The 17,512-nt window shown below is 63.7% G+C and carries 20 protein-coding genes; 11 read left to right on the forward strand and 9 right to left on the reverse strand.

Annotation, left to right across the window (positions count from 1 at the left end; translation table 11 throughout):
• Window positions 1-328: 328 nt before the first annotated feature.
• Complete coding sequence (locus HN018_RS29400; RefSeq protein ID WP_171836715.1) at window positions 329-526, forward strand: nuclear transport factor 2 family protein; 198 nt, start codon at window positions 329-331, stop codon at window positions 524-526.
• Between the two features lie 321 nt (window positions 527-847).
• Here the strand turns inward: HN018_RS29400 and HN018_RS28675 are convergent, their stop codons facing one another.
• Window positions 848-1,153: a MarR family winged helix-turn-helix transcriptional regulator gene (locus HN018_RS28675; RefSeq protein ID WP_338034023.1), complete on the reverse strand. Its 306-nt coding sequence runs from the start codon at window positions 1,151-1,153 to the stop codon at window positions 848-850.
• 129 nt (window positions 1,154-1,282) lie between these two features.
• On the opposite strand from HN018_RS28675, the gene HN018_RS13915 reads away from it, so the two are divergent.
• Window positions 1,283-1,759, forward strand: coding sequence for a YkgB family protein (locus HN018_RS13915; RefSeq protein ID WP_171836716.1), 477 nt, complete (start codon window positions 1,283-1,285; stop codon window positions 1,757-1,759).
• A 338-nt stretch (window positions 1,760-2,097) separates the two neighbouring features.
• Here the strand turns inward: HN018_RS13915 and HN018_RS13920 are convergent, their stop codons facing one another.
• Both HN018_RS13920 and HN018_RS13925 read right to left on the reverse strand, forming a co-directional pair.
• Window positions 2,098-2,343, reverse strand: coding sequence for a hypothetical protein (locus tag HN018_RS13920; protein ID WP_171836717.1), 246 nt, complete (start codon window positions 2,341-2,343; stop codon window positions 2,098-2,100).
• Between the two features lie 384 nt (window positions 2,344-2,727).
• Window positions 2,728-3,837: an IS110 family RNA-guided transposase gene (locus HN018_RS13925; protein ID WP_172443485.1), complete on the reverse strand. Its 1,110-nt coding sequence runs from the start codon at window positions 3,835-3,837 to the stop codon at window positions 2,728-2,730.
• 435 nt (window positions 3,838-4,272) lie between these two features.
• Between HN018_RS13925 and HN018_RS29725 the strand changes: the two genes are divergently transcribed.
• Entirely contained in the window at window positions 4,273-4,698 is a 426-nt protein-coding gene (locus HN018_RS29725) for a GFA family protein (protein WP_171833476.1), read from the forward strand.
• A 70-nt stretch (window positions 4,699-4,768) separates the two neighbouring features.
• Here the strand turns inward: HN018_RS29725 and HN018_RS13935 are convergent, their stop codons facing one another.
• A complete protein-coding gene (locus HN018_RS13935) occupies window positions 4,769-5,971 on the reverse strand; it encodes an MFS transporter (protein ID WP_171833475.1) in 1,203 nt (400 codons plus the stop codon).
• Between the two features lie 117 nt (window positions 5,972-6,088).
• On the opposite strand from HN018_RS13935, the gene HN018_RS13940 reads away from it, so the two are divergent.
• On the forward strand, window positions 6,089-6,706 hold the full coding sequence (locus HN018_RS13940; RefSeq protein WP_171833474.1) for a TetR/AcrR family transcriptional regulator: 618 nt from the start codon (window positions 6,089-6,091) through the stop codon (window positions 6,704-6,706).
• Window positions 6,707-6,940: 234 nt separating this feature from the next.
• On the opposite strand, the gene HN018_RS13945 is transcribed toward HN018_RS13940, so the two are convergent.
• The 3 genes from HN018_RS13945 to HN018_RS13955 are packed head-to-tail and all read right to left on the reverse strand — an operon-like array spanning window position 6,941 to window position 9,110.
• Window positions 6,941-7,456 (reverse strand): thioredoxin family protein, encoded by a 516-nt coding sequence (locus HN018_RS13945; RefSeq protein WP_171833473.1) that lies wholly within the window; start codon window positions 7,454-7,456, stop codon window positions 6,941-6,943.
• A gap of 2 nt (window positions 7,457-7,458) precedes the next feature.
• Window positions 7,459-8,787, reverse strand: coding sequence for an LLM class flavin-dependent oxidoreductase (locus HN018_RS13950; protein ID WP_171833472.1), 1,329 nt, complete (start codon window positions 8,785-8,787; stop codon window positions 7,459-7,461).
• Window positions 8,784-9,110, reverse strand: a complete 327-nt coding sequence (locus tag HN018_RS13955) for an ArsR/SmtB family transcription factor (RefSeq protein WP_171833471.1) — start codon at window positions 9,108-9,110, stop codon at window positions 8,784-8,786. The genes HN018_RS13950 and HN018_RS13955 overlap by 4 nt, the downstream gene beginning before the upstream one ends.
• A gap of 101 nt (window positions 9,111-9,211) precedes the next feature.
• Between HN018_RS13955 and HN018_RS13960 the strand changes: the two genes are divergently transcribed.
• Both HN018_RS13960 and HN018_RS13965 read left to right on the forward strand, forming a co-directional pair.
• Complete coding sequence (locus tag HN018_RS13960; protein WP_171833470.1) at window positions 9,212-9,919, forward strand: glutathione binding-like protein; 708 nt, start codon at window positions 9,212-9,214, stop codon at window positions 9,917-9,919.
• A complete protein-coding gene (locus HN018_RS13965) occupies window positions 9,916-10,623 on the forward strand; it encodes an SDR family NAD(P)-dependent oxidoreductase (RefSeq protein WP_171833469.1) in 708 nt (235 codons plus the stop codon). Before HN018_RS13960 ends, HN018_RS13965 begins: the two co-directional genes overlap by 4 nt.
• A 6-nt stretch (window positions 10,624-10,629) precedes the next feature.
• On the opposite strand, the gene HN018_RS13970 is transcribed toward HN018_RS13965, so the two are convergent.
• Window positions 10,630-10,851: a hypothetical protein gene (locus HN018_RS13970; RefSeq protein WP_171833468.1), complete on the reverse strand. Its 222-nt coding sequence runs from the start codon at window positions 10,849-10,851 to the stop codon at window positions 10,630-10,632.
• A 111-nt stretch (window positions 10,852-10,962) separates the two neighbouring features.
• Here HN018_RS13970 and HN018_RS13975 point away from each other — a divergent pair, with 111 nt between their 5' ends.
• The 4 genes from HN018_RS13975 to HN018_RS13990 all read left to right on the forward strand — a co-directional run bounded on the left by HN018_RS13975 (window position 10,963) and on the right by HN018_RS13990 (window position 15,650).
• The gene (locus HN018_RS13975) at window positions 10,963-11,538 is read left to right on the forward strand and encodes a hypothetical protein (protein ID WP_171833467.1); all 576 of its coding nucleotides are present in this window, start codon (window positions 10,963-10,965) and stop codon (window positions 11,536-11,538) included.
• On the forward strand, window positions 11,535-11,975 hold the full coding sequence (locus HN018_RS13980; protein WP_171833466.1) for a DUF421 domain-containing protein: 441 nt from the start codon (window positions 11,535-11,537) through the stop codon (window positions 11,973-11,975). The genes HN018_RS13975 and HN018_RS13980 overlap by 4 nt, the downstream gene beginning before the upstream one ends.
• A gap of 67 nt (window positions 11,976-12,042) precedes the next feature.
• A complete protein-coding gene (locus HN018_RS13985; protein ID WP_171833465.1) occupies window positions 12,043-12,855 on the forward strand; it encodes an FAD binding domain-containing protein in 813 nt (270 codons plus the stop codon).
• On the forward strand, window positions 12,852-15,650 hold the full coding sequence (locus HN018_RS13990; protein ID WP_171833464.1) for a molybdopterin-dependent oxidoreductase: 2,799 nt from the start codon (window positions 12,852-12,854) through the stop codon (window positions 15,648-15,650). The genes HN018_RS13985 and HN018_RS13990 overlap by 4 nt, the downstream gene beginning before the upstream one ends.
• On the opposite strand, the gene HN018_RS13995 is transcribed toward HN018_RS13990, so the two are convergent.
• A complete protein-coding gene (locus HN018_RS13995; RefSeq protein ID WP_171833463.1) occupies window positions 15,563-16,942 on the reverse strand; it encodes a DUF1329 domain-containing protein in 1,380 nt (459 codons plus the stop codon). The two genes, HN018_RS13990 and HN018_RS13995, sit on opposite strands and share 88 nt — an antisense overlap.
• A 164-nt stretch (window positions 16,943-17,106) precedes the next feature.
• Here HN018_RS13995 and HN018_RS14000 point away from each other — a divergent pair, with 164 nt between their 5' ends.
• A complete protein-coding gene (locus HN018_RS14000; protein WP_171833462.1) occupies window positions 17,107-17,505 on the forward strand; it encodes a hypothetical protein in 399 nt (132 codons plus the stop codon).
• The last annotated feature ends 7 nt before the right edge of the window (window positions 17,506-17,512 follow it).

Consider the following 17,512-nt stretch of genomic DNA (forward strand, 5'->3'; position numbering starts at 1 on the left):
ATTTAAGACGAAGGCCGCCCTTCTCGATCTCAGCTCTCTATCGATCGAAACAACCATAAATGCGCTTCAGGAACACACTGCTTGTTATATCCTCGATAAAGCCGCGGAAGCGCGATAAGGCATGAGCTTCATTCTTAGAGAATAATAATGCCGAATACTTAATCCAGCGTGGCGGAAGTCAACAATCGTGTGGTCATCGAGCCTTTTGAAGGCGCCATCAATCACCGTAAGCCGGACGCCATTGCGCGTACCATAGCGTTCAACCGATATATCGATCGCGACGGCCCTTAAGGGGGTGGGCAGGAGTGCCGAGGATGGTACGCAGCGAATGCAGGCGATGTTTGATCGCGTCCCGGACTTCCACGTCGATCCGCTCAGCGTCGTAGCCGAGGGTAATATGGTCATCGTGCGTGGAATATGGTCCGGCACGGATACAGATACTTCTGCTCGCATTTCCTTTCGCGCATTCGTAGGCTCTCGTAGATCGCTATACCGGACACGTGCGCTACACGGGGTCGGTATATAGAACGGGCACGGATATACTCTAAGCTCTCCATGATTTGCCTGTAAGTAGGTGAAAATTGGCTTAAGTGCTTTTGCTGATGTGGCGTGGGTGGAATTGTGTTCCCAATATTCATGGATCGACTGTATGCGTCGAAGATTCCAGCCTTTCAAAGGCATCCATCGGACAGTCGTAGCATCTTTCGTCACGGAGCCGACATATCGTCAGCGACAAAACAGCGTTGTCAGAAATACGCGTAAGCATTGTGTCGGCAATGCCGTCCAGAACGAGGTGGTCAGCATTCGGTACATTGCTCAAATGTTTCGATAAAACGCTGTTTTGTTGTTACAAGATCTCAGAAATACAATTCCCGCCTGCCTCAGTGAGTACTAGCGCCACTGCACGACGGTCGCGGAGCGCTTTGGATCGAACAGAGAGCCCGGCTGCAACCAATCGATCGACAAGTCGTACCGTCCCTGGGTAGGACAAGCCTAGCACCCGTCGTAATTCATCGATCGACAGGCCGGTCGCGTGACCGATAATAACAACCGCCGCATTGGTTTTGCTACTGCCGGGGATCATCGGGGCGAATGTTGCGTTCTTCGTACGATCCATGGTGCCCATCGCCAATGCACCGAAAAGACTGACCATCCGGTCCAATAGTATGTTCAAAGGGTTGTTCTAATTTTCAACATAGTTTAAAGATGTAGGCGTCGCGCATATATAATTACCTGTCTAATCATGAAGGCAGGTCATGCGCCATAATGAAAGCGAGGCACCATGTTTCCGACATTACATATAGCTGAAAAGACGACTGGCTCTCGCGGGTCACTCGCGTTGCTGCGCTGGGCGTTGGTAGTCATCTTTCTCTGGTTCGGTTGCATGAAGTTCACGAGCTACGAAGCGATGGGCATCGCGCCGTTGATGCAGAACAGTCCGATCATGAGCTGGATTCCGGCCGTCTTCGGGGTGCAGGGTGCAAGCTATTTCATAGGCACCGCCGAGCTAGTGACAGCTGCTGCACTGATCATCGGTACTTTTAACAAAATGGCCTCCGCTTTTGGCGCGACGATGTCCTGCCTGGTCTATGCCGTGACACTAACATTCTTCCTCAGCACGCCCGGCGTCGCCGAGCCGACCGCTGGCGGATTCCCGGCGATTTCGGCGGGAACCGGACAGTTCCTTTTGAAGGACCTAGTACTTCTTGCGGCATCAGCATGCCTTTTACTTGCGTCCATACGGCCAGCAGACGCGTGACAGCAAACACATGATAGCCGACACTCCCGACCAGCACCCGGGTCGCTTGATAGGCGTGGATACCCGCTGCCATTAGGTTCGGATAGACGTTGAGCCCGGCAACGAGTTTTCAATTCTAGTCGAGCCGCCGAACACTACATCTAGTCCCATCGAAAAACGGTCTCATATCGGCTTACTAAAAGCCCGCGCTGCATCCGGCCCCGGAGACCGGCGACAACCCTCCGGAAACTATATTGGGAACCTCATTACTCGATATCCCCATGTTGAGATGAGTTTCCGGAGGGTCGCATGTTAACGAACCATTGCATGCCAAGCATCGGTTGTACTACATCTCTCCACTACATGCCGGGCAGATGCGATGGGTGAGTTACAGCCTGTTCGATCTCTCGACGCGTCAACTCGGTATCAATGCGGAGGCCGCGCAGATGAGCCTCTTGGTCGGACATGGGGCCGGTCAGACTTGTCTTCGAAGCGACGATCGCACAGTCTAAGGAGGCAATGAGGGTCGGATTGCTGCTCCGCACAGCTTCGGCCTGCAGCCTGTCACGCACCTCACTACCAAGGTTGCGACCTTCGAGATCCATAGTATCCAGCCTGTGGCCACTCTGCATGAAGGGGTCACTACACTCCGGGACTAAACACCTCTAATGTTCGCCACTTCAAGCTGCAGGCATGGTGAATCTGCGCCCGTATGACAGGCTGTTCAGCATAGCCGCAGCTGGGTAAGGCAGGAGGCACGATCATGAAACGACGGTTGATCATGCTCTGATACGCGGGTTGGTTACCGCCGGACCGGGGATACGTCGCGGAGCGTCCTCTGTCTAGAAAACCAGCGTCGGACAAAAATCCGGCTGTAGATGTTTCCGAGGGTTCTCCTGGCCGTGACCGTGCCTCCAGCCCTGCCCAGCTTTGGATGCATCGAGGTGCTGCTGTTCTCCTTACCGTCGTGTTCAATCAGATAAAACAGATCAGGCGGCGGCAGCCTCGACATGCTTGGCAATCGCCCAAACAAAACCACTCAATTCACGTGCGATTGCCGTGGTCACGATCTTTGCCGACTTGCCGGTATGAGAGAGTTTGCGATAGCGCCCGCATAGTCGGGTCTGGGCCTTCCACGCCGTTTCGCGGATGGGCCCGGACACGCCTTCCTGCCGCAACAGCAGATCCCGGCTGATCCGGGCCGGGAACCGGTAGGTCCATGCAGCCTCGATCAGCATCCGTCGTGCTGCACCGTTGCCCGCTTTGGTTATCCCTCCCTGGCGCCGTTTGCCGCCGCTCGAATGTTCCGATGGCACCAGACCCAGGTAGGCCATGAGCTGGCGCGGGTTGGTAAAGCGCGTCATGTCGCCAAGCTCGGCCACCAAGGTTGCCGCTGCCACCAGGGCGACGCCACGCAGAGCCTGCAAGGCGCGCACGACCGGGCCGAGCGACCAGTCCGCCAATGCCGCCCGAATGTGAGCCTCGAGACGATCTCGCCGTGCCGTCGCTGCTTCGATGACGGCAAGACAATCTTCCAGGACCAGATAATGCACGGGTTGTTTGAAACGCAGCTCCGCCAGCCAGCGTCTGTGCATCAGCGTCCAGGCCGGGCGGCTATAATGCAGGCTGTGCCGTAGCAGAAACCCGGACAACTGCTGACGAGCCTGGCGTAAGCTGCGCACAGCCGCCAAACGGGCACGCACGAGATCGCGGACAGCTTCGTGCGCCTGATCGGGGATCCAGACCGGCGTCAACTCGCCAGCCCGGTGCAACTTGGCGAGGTTGATCGCGTCCCGCCGGTCCGTCTTGATCCGGTCGCCTGCCTTGATCGGGATCAGCGAGGGTGCAACGACAATACATTCGTGCCCGGCCACACTCAGCTGACGCTGGATACCGTAACCGCATGGCCCGGCCTCGTAGCAGAACTTCAGCTCACGACCATCTTTTGCAAGCTTGTTCACCAATTTTGTCAGAGCAGCAGCGGTGTTGGCGATCGTGCCATGCTCACGCACATCTCCCCGCTTGCCCTCGTCTGCAAGCGCCACGGCGATTGTCTCTTTGTGAACATCAAGCCCGACGTAGGTGATAAGCTTTTCCAAGACCCGTCTCCCTATGCATGAGGCTCTGCGCTGAACGATCCAGCACAACCCTCGACAACCTGCATATTGTGAAACGGGTCGCCCTGTCTCAGGCGAACATGTGGTCTAGACTTATCCGGCTGACGATGCGAACGTGGAGGCAAGCTTTCATGTGTCGGTAGAAAAGACGGTATCAACACGCTACCATCTTCCAAAGCAGCCACTAGCTCTGGTAGGAACACATGATAGCCGACCGGAGACATTCGATAACGCTCGAAACTTCCGGACTGGTTTTTCGACAGCCAGCACATCGCACTGTGCTTTAACGGTCTGGGGCTGGCATCGCCGGGGAGATGTCATACCTCCATGGCCTACTCCAAAAAGCCAATGCCGACTTATAGTCAATCGACCGGCGCTTTTCCGTCATAGGGCCTATCCGAAGGAAAAACGAACAACATGGTGGACGACACGAATGTTCGGACCGGCCAGTGCCATTGCGGCGCGGTACGGTTCGAGGCGACGCTCAGCGACGGCTTCAATTTGATCCGCCGCTGTACCTGTTCCTATTGCCGGATGCGCGACGCCGTCGTTGTCATGGCAGGAACAGGCGGGATCAGGATCCTGCAGGGCGAGGATGTGCTGACGCGCTACCGCTTCAATACCGGATCCGTGCAGCACTTCTTCTGCTCTTGTTGCGGCATATACACCCACCATCAGCGACGATCCGACAACAGCCAGTATGCCTTGAACGTCGCCTGCCTCGATGGGGTTAGCCCATTCGATTTCTTTGAAGTGCCCGTCACGGATGGCGTCAACCATCCGAACGACACCGGAAAACCCGCGCGCCGAGCAGGTATCCCTTGCTTTGTTCCAGCCGGCTAGGCTGACACCCTGACGGTTGAGTCCTTCGCGTATTTGCTTGGGCGGGAGCGGCGACATTTCAGTGCCTCGATCACGCCCGAGGACCAGTCGGAAAGGCAGAGCAATGTGCCGCGAGTGCGATCGCGAACGCGACCAGCGCCAGCACGGCAACCGCAGGTGGTAGCAGCCGCGTTCCTCCGGCCGTAAGAAGCGCCCCGCCGAGCGCGCCCCCTGCGGCGATCGCCAGGTTCCACGCCGTCGTCACCATCGCCTGTGCCAGGTCGACACCATCGCCTGCTGCGTCCGCGGATGCGGTCTGCATCATTGCCCCAGCACCGCCGAAGCCCAGGCCCCAGATAATCGCGGCGGCGTAGAGGGTGAGGCTCTGTTCCCCGGTAAGCGTGAGAAGGATCGCGACAGCAGCGAACGAACCAATCGCCAGCAGCATCAACCGGCGCAGCATACGATCCACCAGTCGTCCGACGATCCAGATCCCGATAAGCGAGCTGACGCCGAACGCCACCAGAACAAGGTCGACGCGCGCGGCCGCGGCCGCCGCGACCGGCGCGATATATGTGTAGAGGATGTTGTGCGCCGTCATCCATGCCAGGATGGTCAGCAGGATCGGCACGATACCCGGCGTCGCCACGACGCGGCGGAGCGAGGGTCGATCGTCACTCGTCCGACCAGGTGCATCGGGCACCCTCGCGACGATCCACCCGACCAGCACGACACCAAGCGCCGACAGTAGCAGGAACGAGCCGCGCCACCCGACCAGTCCACCCAGAAACGTGCCGGCAGGAACTCCGAGCGAGAGCGCCAGAGGGACGCCGACCATCGCCAACGCCATCGCTGGTCCCGTCTGATCGGGGCGCACGATGCTACGGGCGTATCCTGCGATGATTCCCCAGGCCAGCCCCGCTGCACACCCTGCGACGAAGCGCGCGACGAGCACCACAGCAAGCGACCCGGCCACAGCCGTCAATGTGTTGCCAATCACGAAGCAGACGATCGTGGCGAGCAACACAGGTCTCCGCCGGTATCCCTGCGTCAGGCTGGTGAGCGGGATCGCGGCCAGCAGGGATCCAAGTGCGTAGACGGCGACCAGCTGCCCCGCGATCCCCTCCGATACCGCAAGGCCCGACGCGATCTGTGGCAACAGCCCGGCGGGCAGCGTCTCCGTGACAATGCACAGGAAGCCGCTTGCCGCGAGACCGGACAGGGCCGCGGCCGGCAGGGGCGCAAGCGGAATCGACGCCTCTACTACGGGGCTTGGCGATGGAGAAGACGGCATGATCGTCCTTAGCAATTCGGTGTGAGATCAGCCCTGTCGACATGGAGATCGGAGGCTTGGATATTTCCATTAAAGCTCACTATATAAATACGATCACCGACGCAAAGGATTTCTATAGTGGTTGATAAGGGAAATAAACGACCACGTGGGCGTCCGCGCGGATTTGCCCTCGAAACTGCGATCCTGGCGGGGCAGCATCTGTTTCACGAGCACGGCTACGAGAGTGTCAGCGTTGCCACGCTGACCGAGGCGATCGGGATCACCCCGCCCAGCTTCTATGCGGCATTCGGCAGCAAGGGGGCGTTCTTCGAGGATACGTTGCGACTCTACTCGGCCACCGTGGTGCCGCTGGATCGCTTCCTGATCCCGGGTCGATCCCCCCGGACCGCCCTTGCCGCCATGCTGACGGCGACGGCGCGTGCCTATACCGCCCATCCGCAGCGGCGTGGTTGCTTGATCCTCGAACACGCCAGAAACGGGGTGACGGACTGGGGTATCGCCGCCACGCGGATCGCGGGCGGGAACCGCGACAGGGTGCTCGCATTCCTCGAAGCCGCAGACATCCCGACGCCCGCGCGTGCCGCTGATTACGTTGCTGCGACCATGCTCGGCCTGTCGGCGGCCGCGCGCGAGGGATGGGACGAAACGAGACTGTCTGTTGTCGCAGAAGCCGCGTCGACGGGATTAGACCAGGTCTTATCGGGTGGCCAATCGTCAGCTTGCGCGTCTTCATGAACCAGAGCTAGTTTCCGGTGCGGTGCCGTAACGGACTGGAGCTTACAAACGGCAGGAAGTGGTCGATCACTGCCGCCGCGCGCCGACGGATCGACGTCCGCTTCTCCCAGATCCGGTTCCAAGACCGACGCTTCGATATGGGCAGATCCAATTGGCCGAGCCGATGCCACGGACGCACGCTTCGTATCGAAACCTGCTCAGGTAGCACCCTCCCGAGCGTCAAACTTGAGCCCACTAGGTCCCGCGGGCATCCCAAGATGCGATCAGGTCGACTGCGGCCTGCGGCGACATGGTGCGCGCGTTGCCGAGCGCCAGGGTGCCATCGGCGTTCAGCAGCTTGCCGTCCGGGGTAAGGATCAGCACGGTTGGGATCGCCTTCACCTTGACGCCGTAACGCGCCGGGATGTCCATGTTGACGTTGAAGCGGTCGACATTCACCGCGACGGCGGCGAAGTGGCTTTCTTTCCAGGCCTTCACCTGCGGCATCTCGAACACGCTCGAGAGCAGGCGGCAATCGGGGCACCAGTTGGCGCCGAAATCGATCATGACCTTCTTGCCGGTCCGTTTCGCTTCCGCAAAGGCAGCATCGACCTGGGCCTGCGCGTTGGCGGCCGTGTCGTAGGGATGCGGATCTGGCGCCGGCTGCTGTGTAGGCAGATCGACCGGCTTGGCGAGGCCAGCCGCCATGACCGGCGTCGCGAGGCCGACCAGCAGGGACGCCGCGAGAACGACGGATTTCAGGGTGCGCATGATCAGCTCTCCAGGAAACGATTGGGCGGACGTGGCAGGCCGAGATTTTCGCGCAGGGTGCGGCCTTCATACTCGCGCCGGAACAACCCGCGACGCTGAAGCTCCGGGATCACCCGGTCGACGAAGACGTCGAGGCCGGCAGGCAGGAACGGGAACATGATGTTGAAACCGTCCGACGCATCGGTCATCAGCCATTCCTCCATCTGGTCCGCAATGGTGACAGGCGTGCCGACAAAGGCAAGGCCCGCATAGCTGCCGACCTTTGCCGCCAGTTGGCGGATCGTCAACTGCCTCGATCGGGCCAGCTCCAGGATGCGCGCGCGACCGCTCTTGCTGGCGTTGGTCTCGGGAATTTCGGGCAACAGCCCATCGGGATCGAAGCCGGATACGTCGTGACCCAGCGTGCTGGACAAGGTGGCGATGCCGCTATCGTAATGCACACGGCTGTCGAGCCGGTCGCGCATCGCCTGCGCGTCCCCGATGCTGTCGCCGACGACGACGAACGCGGCCGGCAGGATCTTGAGATGGTCGGGGTCGCGTCCGAGCACCGTCATCCGGCCCTTCACGTCGGCGTAGAAGCGCCGCGCCGCGCCGATGTCGGCCTCCGCCGCGAACACGACTTCGGCGGTCTCGGCTGCCAGCTGCCGCCCCGGCTCGGACGATCCCGCCTGCACCACCACCGGCCAACCCTGGATCGGCCGGGCGATGTTGAGCGGACCGCGAACGTCCAAATGCGCGCCGTGATGATCGAGCACATGCAGCCTGGCCGGATCGAAGAAAATTCCGCTCTCGACGTCACGGATGATCGCGCCGTCCTCGAAGCTGTCCCAGAGCCCGGTGACCACGTCGTAGAACTCGCGGGCTCGCACGTAGCGTTCGCCATGATCCATCTGCGTGCTCTTGCCGAAATTGAGCGCGGCATCAGGGTTGGCGGTGGTGACGATGTTCCAGCCGGCGCGGCCATTGCTCAGGTGGTCGAGCGAGGCAAAGCGCCGGGCGACGTGATACGGCTCGTCGAACGTGGTCGATGCGGTCGCCACCAAACCGATATGCTCGGTGACGGCGGCAAGGTACGACAGCAGCGTGAACGGCTCGAACGAGGTGACCGTATGGCTGCGCTTCAGCGCGTCGACCGGCATGTTGAGCACCGCCAGATGGTCGGCCATGAAGAACGCGTCGAAGCGTCCCCGCTCCAGCGTCTGGGCAAGACGCTTGATGTGCTGGACATTGAAGTTCGCGTCGGGCCATGCACCCGGATAACGCCAGGCCCCGGTGTGGATGCTGACCGGACGCATGAAGGCGCCGAGCCGAAGCTGTCGCGTGGAACTCATGACGAATGCTCCAGGGAGTGTGCGGCCAGGATCGGGTCGAGCAGACCCGGAAACCTCGTCTCCACCTCGTTCGCACGGGACAGGTTCATGACCTCGCTGCCGCGACGCTCGGACCTCACCAGCCCGGCCTCGCGCAGGACCTGGACGTGACGCGACAGGCTCGATTTCGGCATGTCGGACGGGGCGCAACCGATACAATTGACCGGGCCGGCTTCGCTCAAGCAGATCCGGCGGAACAGCGCGAGCCGTTCCGGGTCGGCCAATGCATGCAGCACGCCTTGCAGGCTGATCTCTTCCGATCGAGGGTGGAGAAACGGTCGCATGGCATCCATATCGGTCAGGCCGCCACCGTGTTCAAGAGTTCGGAACTCTTGAACATTAGGTCGGGGTTGCCACATGCCTGCGAAGCCAGGGAGCCACACACATGATCGACCTGTATTACTGGACCACGCCGAACGGTCACAAGGTGACGCTCTTCCTTGAGGAGACCTCGCTCCCCTATCGGATCGTGCCGATCAATATCGGCAAGGGCGAGCAGTTCAAGCCGGAGTTCCTGGCGGTCGCGCCCAATAATCGCATTCCGGCGATCGTCGATCATGAGCCTGCGGATGGCGGCGCGCCGATCTCGATTTTCGAGTCCGGGGCGATCCTGCTCTACCTGGCAGAGAAGACCGGGCAGTTCATCCCGGATACCGCACGCGGTCGCGTCGAGCTGCTGCAATGGTTGTTCTGGCAGATGGGCGGACTCGGGCCGATGGCCGGTCAGAACCATCATTTCCGCAACTATGCGCCTGAGAAGATTCCATACGCGATCGATCGCTACGTCAACGAGACCAATCGCCTTTACGGCGTGCTGGACAAGCGTCTCGCCGATCGCCCGTTCATCGTTGGCGAAGAGTATTCGATCGCCGACATGGCGAGCTACCCGTGGATCCTTCCCGACGCGCAGGGCCAGGACATGGAGCAGTTCCCGAACCTGAAGCGCTGGCATGCCACGATCAAGGCGCGGCCCGCGACGGTCCGTGCCTACGACATCATCCAGTCCATCAACGCGAACCCCGGCATACGCACCGAGGAGGAGCGCCGTATCCTGTTCGGCCAGAAGGCCGCGCCGAAGGCAGGTAAGTCGTGAGCCCGGCCTCACTGCCCTATCGGACGGCGTTGATCGTCGGCGCCGGCCCGGGAATCAGTGCCTCGGTCGCACGTGCGCTGGCATCGTCCGGGGTGACGGTCGGGCTAGCGGCACGCGATCCAGGCAAGCTGGCAGCGCTTGCAGCCGAGACCGGTGCCGAAAGGTTCGCGGTGGATGCGACCGATCCGGACGCGGTGGCCCGGCTGTTCGACGACGTTGACCGGCGGATCGGGCAGCCGGACCTGGTAGTCTACAATGCGAGCGGCCGCGTACGCGGCGCGATTGCCGATCTCGATCCAGGCGCAGTGCGTGACGCGATCGCGGTGTCGGCGTTCGGGGCGTTCCTGGTGGTGCAACAGGCCGCGCGTCGCATGGTGCCGCACGGGCACGGCGCGATCCTGCTCACCGGCGCCAGCGCCAGCGTCAAGGGCTTTCCGCTCTCGTCGGCATTCGCGATGGGCAAGTTCGCGTTGCGCGGGCTGGCCCAGAGTGCCGCGCGGGAGCTTGCGCCGAAGGGCATCCACGTCGCCCATTTCATTATCGATGGCAGCGTGCGCAGCGATGGTCGGGCCGATCCGTCCGCGAACCCCGACAGCACGCTCGATCCGGACGCGATCGCCGAGAGCTATCTCGCCACCCTGCGCCAGCCGCGCAGCGCCTGGAGCTGGGAGATCGAGCTCAGGCCCTGGACAGAGACTTTCTGAAGCGCATCAAACGGCAGCATCCCGTGCCTGCTGCCGCTGTGCCCTGGTCCGGTCGTTCGCCGCCGGACCCGGCGCTGTCCTGAACGACCCGTCCGACAACAGCTTGCCACTAATGCGGTCGGTCATCACCGGGTCCGCCACCGCACCCGTTTCGGTATCGGCCAGGACCACGCTCGCCCCCTCCGGCGCGAACTGCCGGTTTCCCCAGGCGAGCAGGGCGTGGACCACCGGCCGAAAATCCCGTCCGCACGTCGTCAGCCGACGGACACTGACGTGATGGAACTCCGGCTTCGCCGGTCATGTTGATGGACGCGCTAAACCACGGCGCGGAGACATCATTTGGCGGCGCAGGAGAAGTTACGCGGAGCCGACGCGGTCAATGGCGAACTCGAGGTCGGCTACAACGAGCAGTTCGAGGCTCGCTGGCACGCGGCACAAATCGTCGGGCTCGTCTGCATGGTCGTGTTCCTGTCCGCCTGTGCAGCCGGCGTGTTCGGGCGTGGCGTGTTCAGCCACCGGAGCAAGGCCTCCGCGGATGGCTCTCTGCATGTCGATTACGAGCCGGTCGCGCGTGAAGGCACGGGCACGCAGGTCACGTTCCACGTCTCGAACATGCGGGACAAGGCGGTTCCGGTGGTCATCTACGTGTCGAGCCATGCGGCCGAACCACTCGGGCTGGATCACACGCTTCCGCTGGCCCAGTCCGCCGTCATCAGCGACCACGGCCTCCTGTTCCGGTTCATGATCGGGGCGCATCAGGCGGACAGCAAGATCCGGTTCGCCACCATGCCGACGGCGTTCGGCGTGGCCCATGTGAAGGCATGGCGGGTTGCAGATACCAGCCTCGCCGACAGTCAGGATCCGACTTCTGATCCGGCCGCCACTGTGGAATGGTCGCAGGTGATCGTGCCATGAACGTCGTCCTGCGTGCCGCGGCCGCCTACTGGATCCTGCTGTTCGTGATCCGGCTGCTCGGCAGGCGTACGTCCAGCCAGCTAGCGCCGTTCGACCTGGTTGTGCTGTTCCTGGTCGCCGGCACCACCATCTCCGGCGTTCTCGGCGACGAGCGCTCGCTGACCGCCGCGGTCAGCGCGATGGTGACGTTCGGACTGATGCACCGGCTGGTCGCCTGGCTCAAGGCGCGGTTTCCGACCTTCGGTCGGATCGTCGATGGCACCCCGGTCATTCTCTACGAGGGTGGGGCATTCCAGGAACAACGCATGCGCCGGCTGAACATCCAGACCGAGGACGTGATGTACGCCGCCCGCCAGCGCGGGCTGCGCGAACTCGCGCAGGTTCATTACGCGATCGCCGAGCGTGACGGCCGGATCTCGATCATCGTGAAGGAGTAGTTCCCCGCCCCGCGGATCGTGATCTGGCGCTACATTTGCATCCACTGCCTACCGGGAGGATGCGGATATGGACCTGAACACGATCCAAACCGTGCTGCGGCCGTCCGGGCGCGACGAGCTGCCGGTTCACGCAGCCGGCGATGCCTTCCTGGCAGGCGGCACATGGCTGTTCTCCGAACCGCAACGGGACCTGACCCGCCTGGTCGATCTGCAGGCGCTTGGCTGGCCGGCCATCGTCATGGCCCGCGAGACCCTGTCGATCGGAGCCACCTGCACCCTCGAGCAGCTCGAGCGTTTCGCCAACGAGGCCGGCTGGCCGGGATCGGCGCTGGTGCGGGAGTGTTGCCGCGCGCTGTGGGGGTCGTTCAAGATCTGGAACGCGGCCACGGTCGGCGGAAACCTCTGTCTAGCCCTGCCCGCGGCCCCGATGGCGGCGCTGCTCGGGGCGCTGGACGGCAATTGCGTGGTCTGGAGAGCGGACGGCCGCACCGGGAGCGTCGCCGCGCCCGACTTCATCCGGGCGCCTCAGGTGAACTGCTTGCAGCCCGGCGACATGCTCCGGCAGATCGACATACCGACGGCCCGGCTGCATGACCGATACGCGGTCCGCCAGGCATCGTTGACGGTGGAAGGCCGGTCTGCCGCGCTGCTCGTCGGCCGCGCTGACGGCAACGGGATGGTGCTGACGGTGACCGCCTCGGTGCCGCGACCGCTGCGCCTGACATTCGAGACCATGCCGGACCGGGCGTCGCTCGCACTCGAGATCGACGATGCCGCCAGCACCGACGGCTGGTATCACGACGTGCATGGCGCTCCCGACTGGAGACGGCACATGACGCTGCGCCTCGCAGACGAGATCAGGCGCGAGCTGTCCGCATGAAGCTGACGGTGGATGGCGCCGAACGCGAGCTGGACCCGCGTCCCGGCCAGTGCCTGCGCACCGCATTGCGCGAGGACGGACATTTCGGCGTCAAGAAAGGCTGCGATACCGGCGATTGCGGTGCCTGCACGGTGCTGCTCGACGACGTCCCGGTGCATTCCTGCCTGGTGCCGGCATTCCGCGCCGAAGGCCGGAGCGTCACCACTGTGCATGGCCTGGCCAGCCCGGACCGGCTGCATCCGGTGCAGCAGGCCTTCCTCGACCACACCGCGTTCCAGTGCGGCTTCTGCACGCCCGGCCTGCTGGTCACCGCCGCCAGCCTGGACCAGGCCCAACGCCAGGACCTGCCGCGCGCGCTCAAGGGCAACATCTGCCGCTGCACCGGCTACGGCCCGATCGCCGACGCGATCCGCAGCCTCGACGATCCCGGCCTGACGCCGATCGCCCGCGATGCGCGCAGTCCGCTGGCACCGGCGGCGCATGCCATCATCGGCGGCAAGGCAGCCTATACGCTGGATGTGCCGACAGCAGGGGTGCTGCACCTCAAGCTGCTGCGCTCGCCGCATCCGCATGCGCGGATCGTATCGATCGACACGTCCGCAGCACGCGCAATACCAGGCGTGCAGCTGGTGCTGACCCATGCGGACGCGCCGGCGCAGTTGTTCTCCACCGCACGACATGACCGTTTCGAGGACAGCCCGCTCGACACCGCCATTCTTGACCGGGTGGTGCGGCATGTCGGCCAGCGCGTCGCGGCCGTGGTCGCCGACAGCGTCGCCGTCGCGGAACAGGGTTGTGCCGCGTTGCGCGTGGAGTACGAGCTGCTGGTCCCGGTGCCGACGCCGGAAGCAGCACTCGCGCCCGGTGCGCCGGTCATCCACGACAAGGACCCGGCGACATCGGGAATCGAGCGTCCCGACCGCAACATCGTCGCATCGGTGCATGACGAGATCGGCGATGTCGCGGCGGCCTTCGCCGGAGCCGACATCGTGCGCGAGGGCGAATATTTTACCCAGCGCATGCAGCACGGACATCTGGAAACCCATGCCTCGCTGGCCTGGGTCGACGAGGACGGCATCTTGGTGGTGCGGACCAGCAGCCAGGTGCCGTTCCTGACCCGCAATGCACTGGTCCGCGTGCTCGGATTGCCGGCCGATCGCGTCAGGGTGTTCTGCGAGCGGGTCGGTGGCGGGTTCGGCGGCAAGCAGGAAATGCTGACCGAGGATATCGCGGCGCTGGCGGCATTGCGCACCGGCCGACCGGTGATGATCGAGTTCACCCGGGAAGAACAGTTCATGGGTGCCACCTGCAGGCATCCGATGCGGGTGCGCACGCGCGTCGGCGCGAAACGGGACGGTACCCTCACCGCGATCAGCCTCGACATCCTGTCCGATACCGGCGCTTACGGGAATTTCGGTCCGGCGGTGATGTTCCACGCGACCAACGAGTCGATCGCGCTGTATCGCTGCGCGAACAAGAAGGTCGATGCCACCGTCGTCTACACCACGACGCCGCCGGCCGGGGCGTTCCGCGGTTTCGGGCTGGGCCAGGCGATCTTCGCGCTGGAGCAGACCATCGACGAGGTGGCGGCAGGCCTCGGCATCGATCCGGTCTCGTTCCGGGAACATAACGTCATCCGGCCGGGTGACGCGATGGTGTCCACCAGCCTGGCGCTGCACGATGTGGAATACGGCAGCTACGGGCTGGACCAGTGCCTGGCACATGTCCGCGAAGCGCTGTCGAACAATGAGGTGCCCGGGGAGATAATCGGCGATCCGGACTGGTGCATCGGCACCGGCGTCGCCGCCTCGATGATCGACAGTGCGCCGCCGATGGGGCATTTCGGCGAGGCGCGCATCAGCCTGACCGCGGACGGCTACGAACTCATCGTCGGCACCGCCGAATTCGGCAACGGCTCCACCACGACGCACGCGCAAATCGCCGCAGCCCGGCTCGGCACCGGCGTGGATCGCATCCGTATCCGGCAGTCGGACACCGCCCTGCTCGGCCATGATACCGGCGCCTTCGGCAGTACCGGCACCGCGATCGCCGGGCTCGCGACGCAGCGCGCCGCCGATGCGCTCGCCGCCGCGATGCGCGAGGCCGCAGCGGCGCTGACCGGAACACCGGCCGGCGAGTGGGAGGTCGGGCGCGACCATGTGGTGCGCGGCCGGCAGCGCCTGGCGCTGCACGCGCTGGCACCGCTGTCGGCACAGGGACTATCGACCGGCACCCCGCGAACGGTATGTTTCAACGTGCATGGGTTTCGCGTAGCGGTGCACCGCCCGACCGGGCTGCTGCGCATCCTGCAGAGCGTGCAGGCAGCCGATGCCGGCCACGTCATCAACCCGGTCCAGTGTCGCGGCCAGGTCGAGGGCGGTGTCGCGCAGGGGATCGGTAGCGCGCTGTTCGAGTGGATCCGGCTGGACGAGACCGGAGCGGTGACCAACCCGGCGTTCCGCAGCTACCACATGCCGCGACTGGCCGACCTGCCGCGCACGACGGTGTTCTTCGCGGACACGCATGACCGGCTCGGGCCGCTGGGCGCCAAGTCGATGAGCGAGAGCCCGTTCAACCCGGTGCCCGCGGCCCTCGCCAACGCGCTGGCCAATGCGACCGGCCACCGCTTCCGCCGGACCCCGTTCACCCGCGACCGGATCTGGCGGGCGCTGAACCCGCCAGCGGGCGATCCCGACATGTCTTCTGTTCAGCGGGCAGAGGCGGCGGCAACCATGTTGGGCGAGAAGAAGCCGGGGTCGAACGTGGCCGGCACCAGCGCACGCTCGTCCGGATGATCCGACGTCACCCCGTGCGACAGGCAATAACCCGCCTTGTGCGTATCGTAGATGACGGTGGTATCGGCAATCAGGGCCGGCAGGGCCGGCGCCATGTAGTTGAAGGCCTGGCCGATCCTGGATAGGCGGCCGTCCGCGCCGTAATCCTCCGACACCAGCGCTTCCCAGCTATCTTCGTCGAGATACAGCCGGCGATGCGGCAACAGATGGTGTTTCCCGGCCGCCAGGGTCAGGTCCAGCACCCAGACGCGATGCAACTCCCAGCGCACGTCATCGGGGTTCAGGTAGTTGGGGCCGAGCAGGTCTCCGGACCGATGCAGGAACATGCCGTTATCGTCGTATGGGACGTACATCTCCTGCTTGCCGACCAACGCGATGTCGTAGCGATCAGGGGGGCCACTGAAGAGCGACCGCTCGTCGACCGTCATGATGGCCCCGCAATCCACGCTCGCGCCGTCGTAGGTGAGTTGCCGCGCCCTGCGCAACCGGCGCTGCCCGGGCAGGAATTGCCAGGTGATCTGCGGCACCATGGTCTGGTCCATCGACTGCCAGGACAGCACCACGTCGCCCGCCCGCCCGGCCGGTCCGGTGATGTCGTCAAGCTCGGTCTGGTAGTAGCCGACGAAGGCTCCGGTCCGGTAGCTCATGTCGGCATACGGGCTCCAACGCTGCCCGACCACGGCTGTCGTCAGCGTGGGGGTGCCGTCCGGCGGCACGACGAACGAACTGGTGATCGACTTGGTCTGCACGCCGCGCCAGCCGAGGTTCAGGTTCCAGATCGCCTCCTTGCCGGAATGCGGGATCGGGAACGGAATACCGCCCTTGGCGTCCGACACCCAGTTGACGTTCCTGGCGTCGGCCGAAATCGCGTTCGCACCGGTCGCGTCATAGAACCAACGTGGGGCGGCGGCAGGCCGGTGGGTCGGGTAGATCTCGATCCTGTAGCCGTCCTGGTGCGTGAGCAGGTAGATCGTGCCCGGCGACAGCCGGGCCTCATACCCGTCCGCGTTGCTGCCGTCGATGGTCAGGATCTTGCGGTCGTCCTTGTAGAAGTCCGGCATCCGGTCGGTCGCGGCCACACCCGGCGGAAGTCGGGTGAGACCGCCGGTCCAGGCCGGGATGGTGTTGTCCGCGTTGCCGGCCTTCTGGGCACCGAACGGTGTCAGCGTGCTGCGGAGCTGCCGGGCCTCATCGGAAGACACCTTCGCCCAGGCCCAGTGCGCGCCAAGGCTCGGGCTCGCCAGGGCAACCGGCAGTATCAGGGCCAGAAAACGGAAGGGTCCGAAGCTCATCCGCAATCGTAGCGTCCACCGGCGAGAGCGGTAGTCCTGTCGGCAACGGCCGATTTCCCACCCGGAACCGATCTGCTTTACACAAGGCCATGCCGCCGAACCGAAAACGCCCGACCCTCGCCCCCTCGCCCGTCCCCATCAAACCGTCTCCGGCCCAACGCCGGATGTCGACGCGCAGCCGTCTGGTCAGGCGGGTGCTGATGGCTTTGCTGGCAGGCGTGGCGATCCTGTTGCTGGAACGGACCGGGGTGATGGAACATTTCCTCAGCCAGGTCGCGCCGGCCCGCTTCGACTGGAACAACGACTACCAGCTCGTGGAACATCTGCGTAGGGTGGTGGTGGATGAGGGTCTGACCCACGACCGCAAGGACTGCCTGCTGTTCATCATCAACGGCAACGATCCGCCGGACGCGAGCCGGCTGCAGGTCATGGAGAAGCATTCCGGTAGCTGCCCGGGCGCCAAGGGCGAGCTGCCAAAGCTGTTCACCGTCCGGGTCAACCGGCTGACGCACACGGTACAGACCGATGCCGGGACCACCGGCACGTTCCACCCGCTGCCTTGATCATGAG

Source organism: Lichenicola cladoniae (genome assembly GCF_013201075.1).
Classification (GTDB): Bacteria; Pseudomonadota; Alphaproteobacteria; order Acetobacterales; family Acetobacteraceae; genus Lichenicola; species Lichenicola cladoniae.

Coding starts and splice junctions, on each gene's coding strand:
- HN018_RS13980 (WP_171833466.1), top strand. CDS start 11,535: ATGAACGTCGTCCTGCGTGCCGCGGCCGCCTACTGGATCCTGCTGTTC.
- HN018_RS13950 (WP_171833472.1), bottom strand. CDS start 8,787: ATGAGTTCCACGCGACAGCTTCGGCTCGGCGCCTTCATGCGTCCGGTC.
- HN018_RS13915 (WP_171836716.1), top strand. CDS start 1,283: ATGTTTCCGACATTACATATAGCTGAAAAGACGACTGGCTCTCGCGGG.
- HN018_RS13920 (WP_171836717.1), bottom strand. CDS start 2,343: ATGGATCTCGAAGGTCGCAACCTTGGTAGTGAGGTGCGTGACAGGCTG.
- HN018_RS13960 (WP_171833470.1), top strand. CDS start 9,212: ATGATCGACCTGTATTACTGGACCACGCCGAACGGTCACAAGGTGACG.
- HN018_RS13955 (WP_171833471.1), bottom strand. CDS start 9,110: ATGCGACCGTTTCTCCACCCTCGATCGGAAGAGATCAGCCTGCAAGGC.
- HN018_RS13945 (WP_171833473.1), bottom strand. CDS start 7,456: ATGCGCACCCTGAAATCCGTCGTTCTCGCGGCGTCCCTGCTGGTCGGC.
- HN018_RS13990 (WP_171833464.1), top strand. CDS start 12,852: ATGAAGCTGACGGTGGATGGCGCCGAACGCGAGCTGGACCCGCGTCCC.
- HN018_RS29400 (WP_171836715.1), top strand. CDS start 329: ATGCAGGCGATGTTTGATCGCGTCCCGGACTTCCACGTCGATCCGCTC.
- HN018_RS14000 (WP_171833462.1), top strand. CDS start 17,107: ATGTCGACGCGCAGCCGTCTGGTCAGGCGGGTGCTGATGGCTTTGCTG.
- HN018_RS13935 (WP_171833475.1), bottom strand. CDS start 5,971: ATGCCGTCTTCTCCATCGCCAAGCCCCGTAGTAGAGGCGTCGATTCCG.
- HN018_RS29725 (WP_171833476.1), top strand. CDS start 4,273: ATGGTGGACGACACGAATGTTCGGACCGGCCAGTGCCATTGCGGCGCG.
- HN018_RS28675 (WP_338034023.1), bottom strand. CDS start 1,153: ATGGTCAGTCTTTTCGGTGCATTGGCGATGGGCACCATGGATCGTACG.
- HN018_RS13995 (WP_171833463.1), bottom strand. CDS start 16,942: ATGAGCTTCGGACCCTTCCGTTTTCTGGCCCTGATACTGCCGGTTGCC.
- HN018_RS13985 (WP_171833465.1), top strand. CDS start 12,043: ATGGACCTGAACACGATCCAAACCGTGCTGCGGCCGTCCGGGCGCGAC.